Below are 18,429 nucleotides of genomic sequence, written 5' to 3'. Positions count from 1 at the left end.
CCGTCTCAATACTGACATGACTCAATGGCTAAGGAGGCTGTATGACGGTGAATAAATCCGACCAACGACATGCTCATGTTAAGCAGCTCCTTGGCAAAATGGACCCTGAGATTGCAGCAAGCTTTACTTATAAACAACGCAAAGCTCTGCAAAAAGCAATCAATACCCGGGACTGGAACAATCATAAAATAGATTTCAGACCCACTCTGGCGTTACCCTTTTTACCCTGGAGCTTTTATTTTGTCTTTCTGGGTGGGGTGAACAAACGTCGCCTGAGCCACACAGAAAGAGTCACAGCAGCAATTATGTTTTTGATTACCTTATTAGTTGTTGCCATGATCTTGTTGGGTATTATACTCGTTGTTCTTTATCTGCTTAAATCCTGGTTAGGTATAGATATTTTTGCCAATGAGTCGCTGGGCCTGTGGGATCAGTTTAAAGAGTTATTTTGGTAGAGTGCGGACTTACATCTAAGTTTAATGGTTGCTCATTTAACTGTAAGATTGATGCACCTTGCGCGAACTGTTCTCTGACAGTAAATCAGGCTTTTCTTCAATAATCCAAGCACAACCATAAGCACTTGGTTACAGCTATACAGACCCCTAAAACTGCTTTATTTTATTAGAAAAAAGCTCGCTGACACACGCGGTTTCATAAAAATGCCGCTCACCCGCATTACTTTAATTGTCTCGTTAAAATTTATCTTTCACTATTAGATCAGGCTTACAAGCCACCACGACTAAAAATAGAAATATGGCAGCTTTGAAAGAAACGGCCAGAACGAATTCCATTCCATCATGTTCAAAACTCAAAACCTTATATTTTGTCTCTATTTCACCAGTCAAATAACCCTTAACAATCCTCAAACCATTAGAAAATTTTAAGAAAGCACACTAACACACCTGAGACAAACTCCTGTAAGATAAGTGCTGAGATAAAACTTCTCTACCACCTTGATTTTAAGTCATAAATAGTGATTTTTAATCAGTGTGTGGATCGGCCTGATTTCCCATGACCAATTGCCAGATACGAGATACATCAAAATAACGATAGCACAGAAGACAAAGGCTGCTTTAATTAGCAACTCTAAACACACGAGACCAAAGCTAACATGGTTAACTTCTCTGCACTTTATAACCTCAAACAATATAGGTACTGACCCTATCAACAGTATTATCAGGACACCCCCAAAATACATTGAAAAAGCGATACCAAAAATTCCGGGCACGATCATGAGCCAAAGCATAAATAAAAATGCAGTCATATGAAGCGTAAAGTCTAACGGCAGATTATCCTCTTGCTCAAAATATCCTGTTATCTTCTCTGAGCATAGCAAGTACAGAAAACACACGAACACCTTAACATTGAACAAAATTTCAAAGCTCAGGGTTTGACTCTCTCCATAGAGCAATAATTTAATATCTAAAACCAGATAAATCACAGCAATTGCAACGCAATGCAGGGAAGCTCTTTTATTAAAGTAGTTTTCTCTAATCAAAGATGTGCTTCCCATTTTCTATTCTTGTGTGTAAACGCCGCCGATCAGCACTCTAGGGCATTGCTTGTAAACTGATGAAACGTATTCAACTATACATTACATTACCAACTTTCAAAAGTAGATACTCAGACGGAAGCTGTTCGAATAATACCCCTCGCTAATTAGCACGATGATAGTATGGTATTCAGCACCTGAGAACTATATGGCACCTCATGAAACCAAGGAAGTAATGAAGCAGTTAAGCAGACTGCGCTATTAATAAAAGTGGCCTTTGCTAGATACAAAGGCCACTTACGGTAAATGGGCTAGGTTGACTCTTAACAGGAAAAACCAGGAGTAACTTATTGTGCTGCCGGTGCCAGCTCCCAAGGCCCAGTGCCGTTTGGCTCATCACCGCGAGTCCACCACTTCGCAACATACACTTTCCCATTAAAGCTGGCTTTATCGCCTTTGAGGTAAACCTTATTCGCTTCCCATGCAGCAACATTATCAACCGGAGGTTTGTCATCTGGCGGCGGCAAGTTATCAACCACTGTGACAACCGGCCATCCTGTGTGTGACCCATAGAAGTTGGTCACGCATTTTTCATAATCGCCTTCAACAAGTGCGGAATAAGCGGTCTGATAGCCCACCAGCTTACATTCAAACGAGAACCCACCCGGACGGTCAGCATAGTATTCCCAGTTTGCTTCCCAGTTGGTGTAAAGCACTTCACCGGCACCATCCAGATTCAAACTGCCGAAGGGTGTTTGTTGCCAGCAAGTATTTTCTTCATCGCTTTCGACCGGAATGTTGTAATAATGCGACAACCCTTCCCAATAGCGAATGCGATTGACTGGCTGGCCTTTATTCTTGTTGTGCTCACCGCATTCGATCCCGCCATTAATGACGTTGATTGTGGTCCCAAAGCCGTAGCCAATACCGGCATTCAGCTCAGTCTGAGACGGCACCCAAGTACGGTCAATCACATGTAGCATTGCCGGTTTCGGTGCCTGAGGGGTCAGGAAAAACCAAATTGCAGAGGCCAGGTTGAGCCAGGAATCAGCAACCAGGGCTGGGTTATTCAGCAGTACAGTCGCATCACCATCAAACATGGCTTCAGAGAACATGCCATAGTTAAAATGGTAAGACAGCTGTTTAGCGCCGCGACCAAAATACCCTTGCCCGTCTGCACAAGGCCAGCGCCGGTTTTGCCAGTCATTCTGACCACACCCTGTAGTATAGCCAGGTTGCCCTTCAGACCAGCCCATTTCTCTCACATGCACCAGGGCTTGCTGCCACTCTTCCAGTCGCAGTGGGTTATCCGAGACATTGTCTTTGGCAATGTGGCCCCCTGTTTCCTGTGCAAAATGTGCAAACGCGGTAACAATTGATTTTTTACAAATGGCGTCCGCATTGCGACCATCTGTATAGTCACCACAAAACGCCGGAAACTTGCCTATAGCACGCAAAAAGCGCGTATAAGTGTATTCAGGTGCAGCCATTTGGGTTAGAAAATTCCACTCACTCTGGCCAAATACCCGCTCTACGCGCTTGACGTTTTCGGGGTTAGAGGCAGCACCAGGCACAATGGCGTCAACCACGGTATTGCTGCGGGTTTTTAGTGCCTGTGCCCACACGCTATACATTGGGTTTGAGGTCAGCGCAGCTTCGGCTGCCTGAAGCCCGGTTCGATCCAGTAGATAAGCACCTGAGTTGTTCGGATCTGGCTGAACATTGAGTGCCAGTGCGGGCGTGCTGATACACGCCATAACCGCCAGGCAAACGGAGTTAAGTTTTTTCATAGGACATCCTTTACATGTTGTTGTGGCTCAGGGTGCGAAAGTCATATCGCGCCCTGAATTATGTTGTTCTCGTTCTGTTTAACAGTACGTCATCACAGATAATTGCAGCGTACGCAACCATCATTCAGACACACCACTGTCACAATTATTACCAAGATGACATCGCTGTCAACGGCAAATGAACATAAAACACACTAATTTTGTACCTATTATGTACAGTTTTTTTTGAACGCCTTTGTTTTCAATTAATAAATGCTGCAAAATGACAACTCAGTAAATGACACTAGGCAGTAGCGCATGATTTCTATCCTTCCTCTCGATACCTCCCATTATCAGGCAGTCATCGACCTCGGCAATCTGGTCCACGGGGACAATTACCTCGATATGGCGGGTATAAAAATGATGCACCAACGGGGCACAAAAGGTGATTTGAATGCCTCATTTGTGGCGCTCGACGAGTCGCAACAAGTGGTTGGGTTCCGAACTTCCTTTAGCGCAGGTCAGTGGCCTGTCGACAAGTGGTGCTCACCTGCACTGTGGCCAGTTGATGAGGAGCACATGGCATACTTTAAGTGTATTGCCATTCACCCCGAGGCGCAGGGACAAGGGATTGGACCTAAGTTACTCAACGCATCTGTCGAGGTATTGAAACAACAAGGCGCACAAGCCGGGGTCTCCCATCTGTGGATGCAAAGCCCGGGCAACGGAGCCGTGAAATATTTCACTAAAGCGGGTGGAAAGCTCGTTAAAGTTCACGATGATCGCTGGTTAGATCTGACCTTATACGAGGGGTATCGCTGCACGCTTTGCGACACTGAATGCCATTGCCAGGCTGCTGAAATGGTATTGGAGTTCTGATGCAAACTTTCGATCCCCTAAGTGCAGCCCATTGTCAGGGTCAGGATTTCGCGCCAAGTTACTGGGCCGCAACACAGTCCCTGCCAACAGCAAACCCCGCACCCGAAACATCTGAGCACTTTGATGTAGCTGTCATTGGTGGCGGATTTAGTGGGTTATTAAGTGCTTACTATCTGGCCAAAAACTATCAGCAAAAAGTGTGTGTACTGGAAGCCAACCAGGTTGGCTTTGGCGCCAGTGCGCGTAATGCAGGGTTTGCACTGCCCGGCTCAGGACGTCTTGGCTACCCTGATTACGCTAAACGTTGGGGGCTAGATGTTAGCCGTGGTATTTACGATGAGTTTCAGGGTGGCGTCAACCGAGTCAGATCACTCATTGATGAACACAAAATTGACTGTGACGCACAGGCATCGGGTTATCTGAAAATAGCGCATAATGCTCAGGCATATGCCAACTTGCAAAGTGCTGCGCGGTTTATCTCAGATAATTTTGGCGGTGAAAGCAGCCAACTGCTCAGCAAGGCAGAACTTGATACGCAGTTTATGCTGAATCACCACGCTCATGGTGCTATACGCTATGAAAATGGCTTTGGTTTGCATCCGCTCAAGCTCCTGCTTGGCTATCGTGACATGGCTATTAAAGCTGGTGTTACCTTGTTTGAACAGAGCCTGGTCAGCAAGGTTAAACACGGTCAGCGCCACACGCTGAGTGTAAACGATCAGGAAATAAGTGCAGATAAGCTGCTTTATACTGGAAATGCTTATAACAACAAACACAGCCATCCGCTTATCGATAACCGCTATTTGCCCATTCTCAGCAGCATTTTCGTAACTCGTCCTCTGAGCGAACAAGAGCTGGTGCAAAGTGGTCTGCAAACACACCAGGTAGTAATGGATACGCGCAGGCTGAAATACTATTACAGGCTGCTACCTGACAACCGCCTGCTCTTTGGCGGCAGAGGTGCAGTGTTTGCAAAGGATCAGAACAAAGCCAAATACCTGAACCACCTCAAAACCGCACTTTCGGCATGCTTTCCCTGTTTATCGGGAATTAATCATGACTACCACTGGCATGGTTATATTGCAGCAGCGCTGGATGATATGCCGCATGTCTTTTTTGAGGATAATGTTGGATATATTTTGGGTTACTGTGGCTCAGGTGTATCGTTTAGCTCACAGGCAGCGTACAGACTGGCGCAACTAGCAATGAAAGACAAAGTGCCCGACCTACCCTTATATCAGCAGCCTCTACCCAGGATACCCTTTCCTCAGCTTCGCCGCCTTGGTCAGCTGGGTTACTATCACCTGGCGCAAGTGCAGGATAAGTTTTCATAACAATTATTGACCAAGCATCAATATAAGGTTAATGTGAATTGCGAAGTTTTTTCGCTAAGGAAAACACAAAAACCATTTGGAGGTGAAATAACAATGTTAAAACTAAACAAAAAACCACTAAAAAGCTTATCTCATAAACAACTGCTGCATGCAGAGAAAAACACACCACATGTTGCTGGCGGAACAGGCACGACAAGCTGGACTTGTCCTGGTTCAAGCCCATGTCAGGATAAATTTGAGTAACATTATCTAGTGTCGGTAGCTGGCGCTCATTAAGCCCAGCTACTTTTAATTCATGTTACAAAAAGGTCTTTCTGTGAGGCCAATTCAAACATCGCAGCATTACTCCACTTCTATGCCTAGAAATTAAACCAGAGATATTTGCTACCAAGGTATCGCTAACCCCTGATAGTCATAAAAGCCACCGCTTTGCGCTTCGTGTAGTTCATCCAGCACCAGTTTCAGGCCTTTCGCAGATTCTTCGGCAGAGATCAATGCATTAGGGCCACCCATATCGGTCTTAACCCAACCCGGATGCAGCGCCACGGTTTTTATTCCTTCAGGTAACAGGTCATTGGAAAGGCTCTTGATCACCGAGTTTAACGCCGCCTTTGAGCTGCGATAGATATACCCGCCCCCTTTAGTGTTGTTGGTCATGCTGCCAACTTTCGATGAGAGTACAGCAAACGTCTTTAACTTACCCAGCCTTAGTTGCGGGGTGAATGCCTCCGCCAATTTAAGCGGTGCAATCACATTGACTTCCATAACACGTTGCCATTGCTCTACATCACAGTCGCCAAACGCATAGCCTTTGGGTCCATAAATGCCTGCATTGTTAATTACCAAGTCTATCTGTACGTCATGCAATGTACCAGACAACTTAGCCATCTGTGCATAGTTGGTAATGTCCAGAGCAAGTATTTGTAAGTGACTAAACTGCTGCTCCAGCTGCCACAATGCTTCGGCAGCTTGTGGGGCTCTGCAGGTTGCCAGCACCCGCCAACCTTGTTCGAGATATAATTTGACTAGCGCCAGCCCAATACCACGATTTGCACCTGTGATGAAAAGTGTATTCATAACTTTATGTCAGCCTTAACATTACCACTATATGTTTCATTATATACGTTTTACTTGGCAGCGCAGCCCACTCAGTCTAGCAACCAGGATAGAGCTTGCCCTTTTTCTTCAAAGTACCGGGACTCCCCTTCTACAAACCAATTACCGACCATGGCTGCAAGCTTTTGCCAACGGCTATTGCCAAGCACCGCAATCTTATAGAAGTCATGACTATGGCGCTGGGCCAATGCTACGTCGTCCCAGGCAGCATGCAACTCCCACCCTTCAAACTCAGTCACATCAACCAGTACTCTGATCTTTTGCCCTACAGCCGCTCTTAACGCACTGTCGATTACAGCCTTAATGGCCATATAATCAGCATGGTTTACCCTGCCCAACGCTGTAAAGCTCATGAGCAGGTCACCATTTACTCGCTCCGTATCAACAGAGATTGAATGAAAGCACGCCATCACTCCCTCAGCTAAGAATTTGGGTCGTAGTGATCCAAATTAGCAGAGAGGTTAACAAAAAGGCAAAAAACAAACGTAAAATACGCAGCTGTTCGGGAGTTTTTATGAATCGATGCAGCACACCGCCAAGTACCAGCCACAGACTATCCACCAGAATAGCAATGACAAAGCACGTTATTGCTGCGAGTAAAGCGCCGATAAACGGGCTGGTATCGGGCACACTGTTGTTAGCAAATATGGCAATACAAGCTGCGTAGGCTTTGGGGTTGAGCAGGTTCAAAATAAAGCCATCCCGAAACCCAACCTCACCGCCTTCTACATGAGATAATCCACTGCGATTAGTCGCAATTTTATACGCGACATAAAATAAATAGGCGATGGCTGCAATCTGACACACGGTGCTCAAGCTGGGGTAGCTTAATAGTAACGCACCCAGGCCCGTCGCCGCGGCTATAATTGCCACTAATAATCCGAGTAAGATACCAGATAGAAAAGGGGCTCCCTGCCGCACACCTGAACTGGCGCCCACTGCGGCCAATGCCAGAGGTGCGGGACCCGGCGAGCCAAGTAGCAACGCTGTGGTCAGCGCAATAGAAAGTAACGCTTCATACATCTTTTTCGTTCCTTAAAAAACAAGGCCCGGAGTAACCGGGCCAATTTTCATCACTAAATTTGTTCTTCTGGGACTCTGACATGTCCCTCCATCACCACTCGGGCGCTGCGGCTCATCACCGCTTTTTTTGCCAGCCAGCGGCCATTTGCCAGTTCAGCTTCTGCACCCACTTTCAGGGTCCCTGAAGGATGGCCAAAGGTGACACTGTTGCGCTCGCCACCACCCGCAGCCAGGTTCACCAGCGTTCCGGGAATAGCAGCAGCCGTAGCAATCGCCACTGCTGCCGTGCCCATCATGGCGTGGTGAAGCTTGCCCATAGACAGAGCCCGAACTGACAGATCAATATCCTGCTGCGAGATGGCTTTGCCACTGGAGGCAGTATAAGCCTTAGGTCCGCATACAAAGGCAATTTTAGGTGTGTGCTGACGTACCTTAGCCTCATCAATGTGGTCAATCAGACCCATTTTTACGGCACCGTAGGCGCGGATCTGCTCAAATCGCGCCAACGCCGCGTCGTCACCATTGATCGCTTCTTGCAGCTCCACACCGGTGTAACCCAGATCTTCAGCACGGAAAAACAAGGTTGGGATCCCAGCATTGATCATAGTCACATCAAATGTGCCAATATCCGGCACTTCCAGTTGGTCTACCAAATTACCGCTTGGGAACATATCAGCATCGCCGTCGGCTGGGTCTATAAATTCCACCACCACTTCGGCGGCAGGAAAAGTCACGCCATCAAGTTCAAAGTCGCCACATTCCTGCACTTCACCATTTGCCATAGGCACATGAGCGATAATGGTTTTCTCAATGTTTGCCTGCCAGATCCGTACTACGGCAATGCCGTTTTCAGGTATTCTGCTGGCATCTACCAGGCCATTGCTAATGGCAAACGCACCCACCGCTGCGGTTAGATTGCCACAATTGCCACTCCAGTCGATAAAAGGTTTGTCTATCGCGACCTGGCCAAATAAATAGTCGACATCATGGTCCGCTTTATCACTTTTCGACAGGATCACGGTTTTACTGGTGCTGGAGGTCGCGCCACCCATACCGTCGGTTTGCTTGGCATAAGGGTCCGGGCTGCCAATCACTCGCAGCAGCAGTCTGTCGCGCGCTTCACCCGGCACTTGTGCCGCCTCGGGCAGATCGCTGAGATTAAAGAACACGCCTTTGGAGGTGCCACCGCGCATATAGGTCGCCGGCACACGTAGTTGAGGTTTGAAAGTCATAGTTTTCATCCTAAATAGCAGAGTGGACACCCGCACAGGTGCCCTCTGCTCAGACAGGCTCCGCATTTACTGCAGAGCAAGAACGTAGTGGTTAAGCGTTTGCTTCAAGAAAGTCTTTGGCAAAGCGCTGTAGCACGCCACCGGCTTCGTAAATAGACACTTCTTCTTCCGTGTCCAGACGACACAACACAGGCACTTCAAGCTGAACGCCATTGCTGCGGTGGATAATCAGGTTCAGTGTAGCGCCTGGAGTACGTGTCCCTTCGACATCGTAGGTTTCAGTACCATCCAGCTCCAGCGTTTTGCGCGTTGTACCATTTTGGAACTCCAGCGGTAACACGCCCATTCCGATTAGATTGGTACGGTGAATACGCTCAAAGCCTTCAGCCACAATGACTTCTACACCGGCTAAACGCACCCCTTTGGCTGCCCAGTCGCGAGACGAACCCTGACCATAATCCGCACCGGCTACGATGATCAGCGGTTGTTTGCGCTCCATATAAGTTTCGATGGCTTCCCACATGCGAGTGACTTTGCCTTCTGGCTCAAGACGCGCCAGAGAGCCCTGCTTCACTTCACCATTTTCCAACACCATTTCATTCAGGAGTTTAGGGTTAGCAAACGTAGCACGTTGCGCCGTTAAATGGTCGCCACGGTGGGTCGCATACGAGTTAAAGTCTTCTTCAGGCAAACCCATTTTCGCCAGATACTCACCGGCGGCACTGGAGGCAAGAATCGCATTCGACGGAGACAAGTGATCTGTGGTGATGTTGTCACCCAGAATCGCCAATGGTCGCATACCTTTCATGGTGCGCTCACCTGCTAACGCGCCTTCCCAGTATGGCGGACGGCGGATATAGGTACTCATCTCACGCCACTGATAGAGCGGGTCGTTGTCTTCACCATAGTCAACGCTCAGGTCAAACATAGGTTCGTAAACGGCACGGAATTGCTCCGGTTTCACGCTCTGTGCGATTACTGCGTCAATCTCTTCATCGCTTGGCCAGATGTCTTTTAACGTGACCGGGTTGCCAGCCTGGTCTTGACCCAGCACGCCATTTTCGATATCAAAACGTACTGATCCGGCAATGGCATATGCCACAACCAAAGGCGGTGATGCCAGGAAAGCCTGCTTGGCGTAAGGGTGAATACGACCATCAAAGTTGCGGTTGCCCGATAGGACGGCCGTGGCATAGAGGTCGCGGTCGATCACTTCTTGCTGAATTTTTGGATCCAGTGCCCCACTCATGCCGTTACAGGTGGTACAGGCAAATGCCACGATACCAAAGCCCAGTTGCTCAAGCTCAGGCAACAACTGCGCTTCTTCCATATATGAACGCACGGCTTTGGAACCCGGCGCAAATGAGGTTTTTACCCACGGCTTGCGGCTCAGGCCCAGTTTGTTGGCATTACGTGCCAGCAAACCGGCTGCCACCACGTTTCGCGGGTTACTGGTGTTGGTACAGCTGGTAATGGCTGCGATGATCACCGCACCGTCTGGCATTTCGCCCTCACGCTGCTCATAATCAGCCACAATGCCTTGCTTGGCCAGGTCTGCCGTTGCAACACGGCGATGCGGGTTTGACGGACCGGCCAGGTTACGGCCAACCGAAGATAAATCAAATTTCAGCACACGCTCGTACTGAGCGCCTGTCATGGCATCGGCCCACAAACCAGTGTGCTTGGCATATTGCTCAACCAGCTTGATTTGCTCGTCATCACGACCGGTCAGGCGGAGATAATCAATGGTTTGCTGGTCGATATAGAACATGGCAGCCGTGGCGCCATACTCAGGTGTCATGTTCGAAATGGTTGCCCGGTCACCTAAAGACAAGCCCTCGCAGCCCTCGCCGAAGAACTCAAGGTACGAAGAAACCACGCGTTCCTGACGTAAAAATTCCGTGATGGCCAGCACTATGTCCGTGGCGGTGATCCCCGGCTGACGTTTGCCGACCAGCTCCACACCCACGATATCCGGCAGGCGCATATAAGAAGCACGACCCAGCATCACGCTTTCCGCTTCAAGACCCCCTACACCCACAGCAATTACGCCCAGTGCATCAACATGCGGGGTATGGCTGTCGGTTCCAACCAGGGTATCCGGGAATGCCACGCCATCGCGCGCCTGGATAACCGGCGACATTTTCTCCAGATTGATCTGGTGCAAAATACCATTGCCCGGCGGGATCACATCAACGTTTTTAAACGCTGTTTTGGTCCAGTTAATAAAGTGGAAGCGGTCGTCGTTACGGCGGTCTTCAATCGCCCGGTTTTTCTCAAAGGCGTTTTCTTCATAACCGGCGTGCTCTACTGCCAGGCTGTGATCAACGATCAGCTGAGTTGGCACCACCGGGTTTACTTTGGCAGGATCACCGCCTTTTTCGGCAATGGCATCACGCAAACCGGCAAGGTCTACCAGCGCCGTCTGGCCTAAAATATCATGACAGACCACACGTGCCGGAAACCAGGGGAAATCTAAGTCGCGACGACGCTCGATAATTTGGCTCAGATAATCGTAGAGTTTTTCAGGCTCGGCGCGGCGCACCAGGTTTTCTGCCAGGACTTTAGAGGTATAAGGTAAGCCATCATACGCACCGGGCTTGATGGCTTCGACCGCTTCGCGCGTGTCGTAATAACACAGCGAAGAGTCAGGTAATTTTTTACGAAATTGGCTGTTCATAACTACTTCCAGGATTGCTCATTGGCTCAACGGCACAGATCTTTATCATTATTGTCGGTGATCTGTGCCATACAGTGACGTTGTGGACGTTCAGGTATTAACGCTCAGACATAGCAGGAACCGGACGCAGTTCCTCGCCTGTATATTCCGCTGACGGACGGATGATACGGTTGTCTGCTCTTTGCTCCATCACGTGACCTGCCCAACCAGTCAAACGCGACATCACGAAGATAGGCGTGAACAGCTTAGTTGGGATCTTCATAAAGTGATAAGCCGATGCGTGGAAGAAATCTGCATTACAGAACAGCTTCTTCTCGCGCCACATAACCGCTTCGCAACGCACAGAAACCGGATAAAGTACGGTATCACCCACATCAGCAGCCAGCTTTTCAGACCAGCCTTTGATGATTTCGTTACGCGGATCAGACTCAGAGTAGATTGCGTGACCAAAGCCCATGATCTTTTCTTTGCGCTCCAGCATGCCCATCATTTCCTGCTCAGCATGATCGGCCGACTCAAAACGCTCAATCATTTCCATGGCCGCTTCATTGGCACCACCGTGCAGAGGACCACGCAGCGAGCCGATGGCACCTGTGATACATGAATGCATGTCAGACAGCGTAGAAGCACACACACGTGCAGTGAAGGTAGAGGCGTTAAACTCATGCTCAGCATACAGAATAAGTGAAACGTGCATTACACGCTCATGCAACTCGCTTGGCTTTTCACCATGCAACATGTGCAGGAAGTGTGCGCCGATTGAATCGTCATCGGTTTCAACATCAACACGTACACCATCATGGCTAAAGCGATACCAGTAACAGATGATGCTTGGGAAACACGCCAGCATACGATCTGTGATGGCCTGCTGTTGTTCAAAGTCGTGCTCACCTTCGAGATTACCCAGCATAGAACAACCGGTGCGTAATACGTCCATTGGGTGTGCATCGGCCGGAATGCGCTCCAACACCTCTTTTAGTGCCTGTGGCAGGCCGCGCTGAGATTTTAGCAGTGCCTTGTAGCTGTCCAGCTCCTGCTGGTTAGGCAATTTACCTTTTAGGATCAGATATGCGACTTCCTCAAACTGACAGTGTTCAGCCAGGTCTTTTACGTCGTATCCACGATAAGTCAGACCTGAGCCCGATACACCGACTGTTGAAAGTGCCGTTTTACCTGCAACCTGACCGCGAAGGCCTGCACCGCTTAATACTTTAGCCATTTTGTTGTCTCCTGAATTTTACCTGCTGGTTAATTTCATTGTGATAAAAGCCGCAGGAACGCGGCTTTATCTTTATCCTTTAAACTGTTTATTTGTTCTTACCTTGCGCAAACAATGCGTCGAGCTTTTGCTCATACTCGTGGTAGCCAAGATAATCATACAAGTCCATACGAGTTTGCATGCTATCGATGACGGCTTTCTGATCGCCGTTTTCTAAAATTGATTGATACACCATTTCTGCGGCTTTGTTCATTGCCCGGAATGCACTCAGAGGGTAAAGCACCATATCGACGCCCCACTCACCCAACTCTTTTTTGTTCCACAGCTCTGTTTTACCGAACTCGGTGATATTCGCCAGAATAGGCACATCCAGCGCTTCGGCAAATGCACGATAATGTTCTTCTGTCTGCACAGCTTCTGCGAAAATACCGTCTGCACCGGCTGCAACATAGGCTTTTGCACGCTCAATAGCTGCTTTGAGACCTTCCTGCGCGAACGCGTCGGTACGAGCCATAATGAAGAAGTCTGGATCAGTACGCGCATCTACAGCCGCTTTGATGCGGTCAACCATTTCGTCTGTCGATACAATCTCTTTGTTAGGACGGTGACCACAGCGCTTTTGCGCAACCTGATCTTCCATATGCACGGCAGCGGCACCCGCTTTTTGCATTTCCTGGATAGTTTTAGCAATGTTAAATGCACCGCCCCAGCCCGTGTCGATATCGACCATCAGAGGCAAGTCACAGGCAGACGTAATACGCTGAACATCTGCAATTACATCGTTCAAAGAAGTAATGCCCAAGTCCGGTAAACCATAAGAGGCATTCGCAACACCGCCGCCAGACAGATAGATAGCCTGGTGACCGATTTTTTTCGCCATAATGGCGCTGTAGGCATTGATGGTACCCACGATCTGTAGTGGCTGATTGGCTTTTAGCGCGTCACGAAATCTCTTACCTGCGCTGATGATCCCTGTACTCATAAGTGTGTCTCCCCGATTATGACTGGTGCTGTTTGGTTAACTTGGTGGCAATATTATTTTTAGAATATTGAATATGGCGGCGCATCAGCATTTCTGCCAACTCGGCATCCCGATTTGCGATGGCACGCACTATGTGTTTGTGTTCGTCGTAGGCCGTTGTAACGCGTGGCCCGGCCATGCCGAGTTGCACACGATACATTCGCGCCAGGTGATAAATACCATTGCTCAACATAGCAATAAGCTGCTGATTCTGACTGCCGACAATAATGCGGTAATGAAAGTCCAGGTCGCCCGCTTCCTGATAATAAGATTCGCCGCCTTTGACTTCGTCGAACTGCTCGTTCAACAGGCTATTGAGTTTAGCAATTTCTTCATCTGGCATGTGTTGCGCTGCCAGACGTGCAGCCATGCCTTCGAGGGCTTCGCGCACCTGATACAACTCCATCAGGCCTTCTTCGCTCAGCGAGACCACTCTGGCCCCCACATTCGGACGACGTTCAACCAAATGACAGGCCTCAAGGCGGTTTATTGCCTCACGAACAACCGCTCGGCTTACCTCATACTTTGTCGACAATTCCATTTCGCTTAACTTAGAGCCAGCCGGAATATCACCTTCAACAATCTCTTTTCTAAGCCGGAAAAATGCTTTATCAGAAGCAGTTACGGCACTTTCATGCATAAAGCTCATTATGTCTTTGCCTTCCGGTCTTGTTAAAAGTTGTAGACAATATAGTGCTGCTTTACGTATACGTCAACCTAATCCGAGCCGGATTGTCGACAATTTGCAATATAGAGGGTATTCACGAGATTTATGGTTAATTAGCACTAAACTGGCTGACATCTTGAATCTGACACCTTGAATAATAAGGGCAAGATAACCTGACCCTGCTACACTTTTATCCGTATGTAGATTAAAAGGTATGTTTTTGATGGTAAAAACAGTCGTTACCCTGACGCTAATCCTATTCCTGAGTAGCTTTCACTGCTGGGCTAAGTTCACCGTAGTCACGGAGTTATCCCCACCCAACCAAACCTGGGTCAACGATCAGGTTGACGGTGTAAGCACCGAGCTGGTTAAAGCCATTCTGGACACGGCTGCACTGGAGGGCGATTTTTACATGTACCCCTGGGCGCGCGCTTTGAATACTGCAAAAGATAAGCCCAACACCCTAATCTACAGCATGGCAAAAACCCCACAGCGAGAAGCGTTGTTTCACTGGATTGGCCCCGTGGCGCTGTTTAACCTCGGCTTTGTAACGAATCAGCCTCCTCAGAAAATCCACATCGAGTCGCTGATGGACGCTAAACAATATCGGCTTGCCGTACAAAGAGAGGACGTGGCTGCCCAGGTATTGCAGACTCTGGGGTTTGAATTCATAGAGACCGCAGATATTCAACAGTCCTACCACTTACTGGCGGCCAATAAAGTCGATCTGGTGGTGGACGACCCACGCTATATCAGCGCCATAGCGCAGGCAATGAATTTACCAGACAACCACTTTCGCTATGTGCTGGATATTGAACCGCTTAGTATCAGGGGATATTTGGCTGTCAGCTTAGCCACGGATCCGGAGCTGGTAGCTCGGCTTCGCATCGCCTACCAGCAACTGATTGATACGCCCTTATATCGAAAGGCGCTTTTTGAGTAGGAGAAACTGTATTTCATAGGGCTAAACACCGCCTGCTAAAAATTGGCTGGATATAATAACAAGATAGAGCAAGGTTTTATTCCATAATGCTAATGACAGATCACCTGATGTGGGTTCTCTATATCCTTGTAGGATACTGTCGAACAAATCGATTTGTCATGTTGTAATCCCATCAGCGCTGGTATGTGACGGAAGTGTCGCTTCAGAAAAGAGAAACTGATTCAAAATGAAACAGCCTTATACTATGTTCCCTCTCAATACAACCCATTAGCCAGAAAGGCGATGTTATTTTTCTTCTACTCCATTAAACTCATCGCTTCAAGTCTTCAAGACGTAAATCAATATTGGCCAAATACTCCAGGCCGTAATGGGGATGATCAAACTGAGCAATTAATATCTGAGGCAGATCTTTTTCGACCTCGTCATAGCAACTTGCTATACCACAACTGATTGCCGCTACACTGTCTGTGTCGCCGCCTAAGTTTACTGATAGTTCGAGTATGTCACTCAAACTGTGCGACTGGCTCAGCACCATCAAAACCGCGCTCAGCGTATCCTCTGAAATAGCGCGCACAGGCCCTTCCCAGTGAGCATCAAACACACAACCGAAATCAGTAAGATAATCTGGCAAAGTATTCAGAGTTGCCTTTTTATATAAGCCCGCATGAGTGGCCAGAGCAATACACCTGGCAGCGTTAACCGCAATATCGTGGTCGTGTGTTACTCGGGCCTGCTGCTCAGCTCTGCTCATAATTTTTTGCTCGTCAACCAGATAACCCAAAGGCAGAACACGCATCATAGCGCCATTGCCAAAGCTATCGCTCTTAACCAGTCTGGCAAACGCTTGTGCATTAGGCGCCTCGGCAAAAGCCTGCTGCAATCGCTTGGCATAGCCATGAACCGGATCCCTGTGGTACGTATAGTAAAAGGCAGCGGCAATCGTTTCACTATCCCAGGGTTTATCACTTAGCATCAGCTCAGCCAATGCCAAAGACATCTGTGTGTCGTCAGTGTAGCAGGCTAACTCGCCAGATAATGCATGTGCCCGGTAGCCGCTAAGATCATTGTGTGTCCGGATAATATCTTGTGCAACAAACTCAAACCCGGCACCGTATGCATCAGCAATTGCCATTTCAACCAACATCTGGCTTCCTTAAATATGTTAAACAGCCCTAATGAGTTGCTGTTCTAATTGTCTACTTTAGTTCAGTCAGCCACTTAACCTGTTTTCTGAGCTAATTAATCAGAGCAAGACCTGCCAATACCCGGGCTTTCAAATACCTGACCCGCTATCTAGCCGGTGTAGTCAAATGACGATGTATCTGCTGATGTAGGGACTGTATAACCGGGCAGGCTCTCTCCCGGAAATAAAACATCCCAGACACAGCACTTGACCAACAATTTAAGCATTTCTGGGTGGTACTTGTCCCTGTACTCAGCAAGCTTTTCACGGTCCAAAAACTCCTTACCCAATCCAAAATATTCAACCCAGAAAAAACACAGGCACGCTGCAAGCTTTCTTCATCTTCCTCTTGAGCTTCATGAAGTGGAGGCTTCGCATGGAAACTATAACAATTAAAACGCCACCACAGTTCAATATCTGACTGATAAGCACAAAGCAATGCCTCCTTTAAATCTGCGACTCGATATCGGCCCCCCTGAATATCAAATCCAAGAAGATAATCGTCGATGCCCTCCTGCATCATGCCCATTGGGGTTTCTTCGCACTCGCCAGAAACGTAATAATCTCTGAATGCCAATATGACCCAATAGATAATTTGCAACTGCTTAGAATCAAGCATACATTTAATCTCTCGCTCTGGAGCCTGCGCCTTTAACTATTTGGGCAAATAGTAGTCACCACACTATACATAAAGCTAAATTAACCATATAAAGCAGCCACTTAAATAATAGTTACCCTTTCTATTGGCTCAACCTTCTCTTAATAACCTTCATCATACCGTGTATGCCCATTTATGGTACAGCCCCCTATGATTAATGAGTAAAGGTACGTTAAAATTGCAGAGCAATACAAAAAATAAGGCGTTAACATGCAAATAGAGCATCCCAACTCTGAGGCAGAGGCTCGGACACTGCAGGAAACACTCGCGGCTCAGGTTATCATTGAAGACCAATTTGACTCCATCACCACCATTGCAGGCACTGATGTGGCTTATGACGACGCGACAAACCAACTGGTTAGTGCCATTGTGGTGTTAGATGCCAATACACTGGAGATCATAGAAACTCAGGTGGTCACCGAAAGTGTGCGTTTTCCATACATTCCCGGTTTGTTCTCATTCAGGGAATTGCCGCCATTGCTGTCCGCGTTTGAACGACTCACCCACAAACCAGACATGATAGTGTGTGATGGTCAGGGCCTGGCTCACCCAAGGCGCTTTGGTCTGGCCTGTCATCTAGGTGTCGTACTGGATATTCCAACCATAGGGTGTGGTAAAACACGACTCACAGGCACGCATGAAACGCCACTTGAAACTCGAGGTGCCTGCGCGCCGCTGATAGATGATGAGCAAGTAATAGGCGAAGTTTTACGGACTCAGGACCACATTAAGCCAGTGTACGTCTCTGTCGGTCATAAAGTTAGTCTGAGCACAGCAAAAGACTGGATCCTCAAACTTACCCCAAAATACCGCCTGCCAGAAACAACCCGTCAGGCAGATCAACAAGTGAACCGAGCGCTTAAAGCACTGCAAGCATAAGGCTACTGCGCATTAGGGCATGGTCAGGTAAAGGCAGCCACACGCCATGAAAGGAGCGAGCTATGCCACTGGCCAGAGCGACCTGCAATGGTGCCGGGTTACAAGACTTGAGTTATCGATTAAGGCCTGTGAGACGACCGCAGGTCTTACTTTATGAGCAATTTTATTGATGTGACTTAGCTGATTTACCATTGGTTCAGTGCCATAACTGACATGCGCAAAGTGATACCAATTTGCTTAATGAAGTGCTCTATTTTGAGGCGAGAAAATATCGTCGATAACACCAATCTCGCGCCCTGCTATCGCTGAGGCACCTACATCTATGTAGGCGAGG

At 48.1% G+C, this 18,429-nt stretch carries 18 protein-coding genes; 6 read left to right on the top strand and 12 right to left on the bottom strand.

Annotated features, from left to right (window positions below; translation table 11 throughout):
• The first annotated feature begins 41 nt into the window (after positions 1-41).
• The gene (locus NH568_RS19860) at positions 42-455 is read left to right on the top strand and encodes a hypothetical protein (RefSeq protein WP_253050183.1); all 414 of its coding nucleotides are present in this window, start codon (positions 42-44) and stop codon (positions 453-455) included.
• 509 nt (positions 456-964) lie between these two features.
• Here NH568_RS19860 and NH568_RS19855 read toward each other — a convergent pair.
• On the bottom strand, positions 965-1,513 hold the full coding sequence (locus tag NH568_RS19855) for a hypothetical protein (protein ID WP_253050181.1): 549 nt from the start codon (positions 1,511-1,513) through the stop codon (positions 965-967).
• 326 nt (positions 1,514-1,839) lie between these two features.
• Positions 1,840-3,282 carry a chitinase gene (locus NH568_RS19850; protein WP_138544884.1) on the bottom strand — a complete coding sequence of 481 codons (1,443 nt, stop codon included), beginning with the start codon at positions 3,280-3,282 and terminating at the stop codon, positions 1,840-1,842.
• Between the two features lie 300 nt (positions 3,283-3,582).
• Here NH568_RS19850 and NH568_RS19845 point away from each other — a divergent pair, with 300 nt between their 5' ends.
• The 3 genes from NH568_RS19845 to NH568_RS19835 all read left to right on the top strand — a co-directional run bounded on the left by NH568_RS19845 (position 3,583) and on the right by NH568_RS19835 (position 5,717).
• Entirely contained in the window at positions 3,583-4,140 is a 558-nt protein-coding gene (locus tag NH568_RS19845; protein ID WP_253050266.1) for a GNAT family N-acetyltransferase, read from the top strand.
• Positions 4,140-5,474 (top strand): FAD-binding oxidoreductase, encoded by a 1,335-nt coding sequence (locus NH568_RS19840; RefSeq protein WP_253050179.1) that lies wholly within the window; start codon positions 4,140-4,142, stop codon positions 5,472-5,474. Before NH568_RS19845 ends, NH568_RS19840 begins: the two co-directional genes overlap by 1 nt.
• A gap of 93 nt (positions 5,475-5,567) precedes the next feature.
• Positions 5,568-5,717 carry a hypothetical protein gene (locus NH568_RS19835; protein ID WP_253050177.1) on the top strand — a complete coding sequence of 50 codons (150 nt, stop codon included), beginning with the start codon at positions 5,568-5,570 and terminating at the stop codon, positions 5,715-5,717.
• 141 nt (positions 5,718-5,858) lie between these two features.
• On the opposite strand, the gene NH568_RS19830 is transcribed toward NH568_RS19835, so the two are convergent.
• The 8 genes from NH568_RS19830 to NH568_RS19795 form a co-directional block, all read right to left on the bottom strand.
• Positions 5,859-6,551: an SDR family oxidoreductase gene (locus tag NH568_RS19830; protein ID WP_253050175.1), complete on the bottom strand. Its 693-nt coding sequence runs from the start codon at positions 6,549-6,551 to the stop codon at positions 5,859-5,861.
• A gap of 71 nt (positions 6,552-6,622) precedes the next feature.
• A complete protein-coding gene (locus NH568_RS19825) occupies positions 6,623-7,000 on the bottom strand; it encodes an STAS/SEC14 domain-containing protein (RefSeq protein WP_253050173.1) in 378 nt (125 codons plus the stop codon).
• Between the two features lie 7 nt (positions 7,001-7,007).
• On the bottom strand, positions 7,008-7,613 hold the full coding sequence (locus tag NH568_RS19820) for a LysE family translocator (protein WP_253050170.1): 606 nt from the start codon (positions 7,611-7,613) through the stop codon (positions 7,008-7,010).
• 53 nt (positions 7,614-7,666) lie between these two features.
• The gene (gene prpF / locus NH568_RS19815) at positions 7,667-8,845 is read right to left on the bottom strand and encodes a 2-methylaconitate cis-trans isomerase PrpF (protein WP_253050168.1); all 1,179 of its coding nucleotides are present in this window, start codon (positions 8,843-8,845) and stop codon (positions 7,667-7,669) included.
• Positions 8,846-8,936: 91 nt separating this feature from the next.
• On the bottom strand, positions 8,937-11,525 hold the full coding sequence (gene acnD, locus NH568_RS19810) for a Fe/S-dependent 2-methylisocitrate dehydratase AcnD (RefSeq protein ID WP_253050166.1): 2,589 nt from the start codon (positions 11,523-11,525) through the stop codon (positions 8,937-8,939).
• A gap of 97 nt (positions 11,526-11,622) precedes the next feature.
• Positions 11,623-12,744, bottom strand: coding sequence for a 2-methylcitrate synthase (gene prpC, locus NH568_RS19805; RefSeq protein WP_046007264.1), 1,122 nt, complete (start codon positions 12,742-12,744; stop codon positions 11,623-11,625).
• Positions 12,745-12,832: 88 nt separating this feature from the next.
• Complete coding sequence (gene prpB / locus NH568_RS19800) at positions 12,833-13,711, bottom strand: methylisocitrate lyase (RefSeq protein ID WP_253050264.1); 879 nt, start codon at positions 13,709-13,711, stop codon at positions 12,833-12,835.
• A gap of 31 nt (positions 13,712-13,742) precedes the next feature.
• Positions 13,743-14,414: a GntR family transcriptional regulator gene (locus NH568_RS19795; RefSeq protein ID WP_046007265.1), complete on the bottom strand. Its 672-nt coding sequence runs from the start codon at positions 14,412-14,414 to the stop codon at positions 13,743-13,745.
• A gap of 241 nt (positions 14,415-14,655) precedes the next feature.
• Between NH568_RS19795 and NH568_RS19790 the strand changes: the two genes are divergently transcribed.
• On the top strand, positions 14,656-15,375 hold the full coding sequence (locus NH568_RS19790; RefSeq protein ID WP_253050164.1) for a transporter substrate-binding domain-containing protein: 720 nt from the start codon (positions 14,656-14,658) through the stop codon (positions 15,373-15,375).
• 310 nt (positions 15,376-15,685) lie between these two features.
• On the opposite strand, the gene NH568_RS19785 is transcribed toward NH568_RS19790, so the two are convergent.
• Positions 15,686-16,519, bottom strand: a complete 834-nt coding sequence (locus NH568_RS19785; RefSeq protein ID WP_253050162.1) for an ADP-ribosylglycohydrolase family protein — start codon at positions 16,517-16,519, stop codon at positions 15,686-15,688.
• Between the two features lie 145 nt (positions 16,520-16,664).
• Positions 16,665-17,177 carry a hypothetical protein gene (locus NH568_RS19780; protein WP_253050160.1) on the bottom strand — a complete coding sequence of 171 codons (513 nt, stop codon included), beginning with the start codon at positions 17,175-17,177 and terminating at the stop codon, positions 16,665-16,667.
• Between the two features lie 249 nt (positions 17,178-17,426).
• Here NH568_RS19780 and nfi point away from each other — a divergent pair, with 249 nt between their 5' ends.
• On the top strand, positions 17,427-18,095 hold the full coding sequence (gene nfi, locus NH568_RS19775) for a deoxyribonuclease V (RefSeq protein ID WP_253050158.1): 669 nt from the start codon (positions 17,427-17,429) through the stop codon (positions 18,093-18,095).
• The last annotated feature ends 334 nt before the right edge of the window (positions 18,096-18,429 follow it).

The organism is Pseudoalteromonas sp. XMcav2-N (assembly GCF_024124545.1).
In the GTDB taxonomy this organism is placed as follows: Bacteria; Pseudomonadota; Gammaproteobacteria; order Enterobacterales; family Alteromonadaceae; genus Pseudoalteromonas.
This window is presented reverse-complemented; position numbering and strand designations above follow the sequence as displayed.

Excerpts from the sequence above, each read along its gene's own strand:
- NH568_RS19825 (WP_253050173.1), bottom strand. The coding sequence starts at position 7,000 with ATGGCGTGCTTTCATTCAATCTCTGTTGATACGGAGCGAGTAAATGGT.
- prpF (WP_253050168.1), bottom strand. The coding sequence starts at position 8,845 with ATGACTTTCAAACCTCAACTACGTGTGCCGGCGACCTATATGCGCGGT.
- NH568_RS19840 (WP_253050179.1), top strand. The coding sequence starts at position 4,140 with ATGCAAACTTTCGATCCCCTAAGTGCAGCCCATTGTCAGGGTCAGGAT.
- acnD (WP_253050166.1), bottom strand. The coding sequence starts at position 11,525 with ATGAACAGCCAATTTCGTAAAAAATTACCTGACTCTTCGCTGTGTTAT.
- NH568_RS19860 (WP_253050183.1), top strand. The coding sequence starts at position 42 with ATGACGGTGAATAAATCCGACCAACGACATGCTCATGTTAAGCAGCTC.
- NH568_RS19850 (WP_138544884.1), bottom strand. The coding sequence starts at position 3,282 with ATGAAAAAACTTAACTCCGTTTGCCTGGCGGTTATGGCGTGTATCAGC.
- NH568_RS19830 (WP_253050175.1), bottom strand. The coding sequence starts at position 6,551 with ATGAATACACTTTTCATCACAGGTGCAAATCGTGGTATTGGGCTGGCG.
- NH568_RS19835 (WP_253050177.1), top strand. The coding sequence starts at position 5,568 with ATGTTAAAACTAAACAAAAAACCACTAAAAAGCTTATCTCATAAACAA.
- NH568_RS19855 (WP_253050181.1), bottom strand. The coding sequence starts at position 1,513 with ATGGGAAGCACATCTTTGATTAGAGAAAACTACTTTAATAAAAGAGCT.
- prpC (WP_046007264.1), bottom strand. The coding sequence starts at position 12,744 with ATGGCTAAAGTATTAAGCGGTGCAGGCCTTCGCGGTCAGGTTGCAGGT.
- nfi (WP_253050158.1), top strand. The coding sequence starts at position 17,427 with ATGCAAATAGAGCATCCCAACTCTGAGGCAGAGGCTCGGACACTGCAG.
- NH568_RS19790 (WP_253050164.1), top strand. The coding sequence starts at position 14,656 with ATGGTAAAAACAGTCGTTACCCTGACGCTAATCCTATTCCTGAGTAGC.
- NH568_RS19820 (WP_253050170.1), bottom strand. The coding sequence starts at position 7,613 with ATGTATGAAGCGTTACTTTCTATTGCGCTGACCACAGCGTTGCTACTT.
- NH568_RS19785 (WP_253050162.1), bottom strand. The coding sequence starts at position 16,519 with ATGTTGGTTGAAATGGCAATTGCTGATGCATACGGTGCCGGGTTTGAG.
- NH568_RS19780 (WP_253050160.1), bottom strand. The coding sequence starts at position 17,177 with ATGCTTGATTCTAAGCAGTTGCAAATTATCTATTGGGTCATATTGGCA.
- NH568_RS19795 (WP_046007265.1), bottom strand. The coding sequence starts at position 14,414 with ATGAGCTTTATGCATGAAAGTGCCGTAACTGCTTCTGATAAAGCATTT.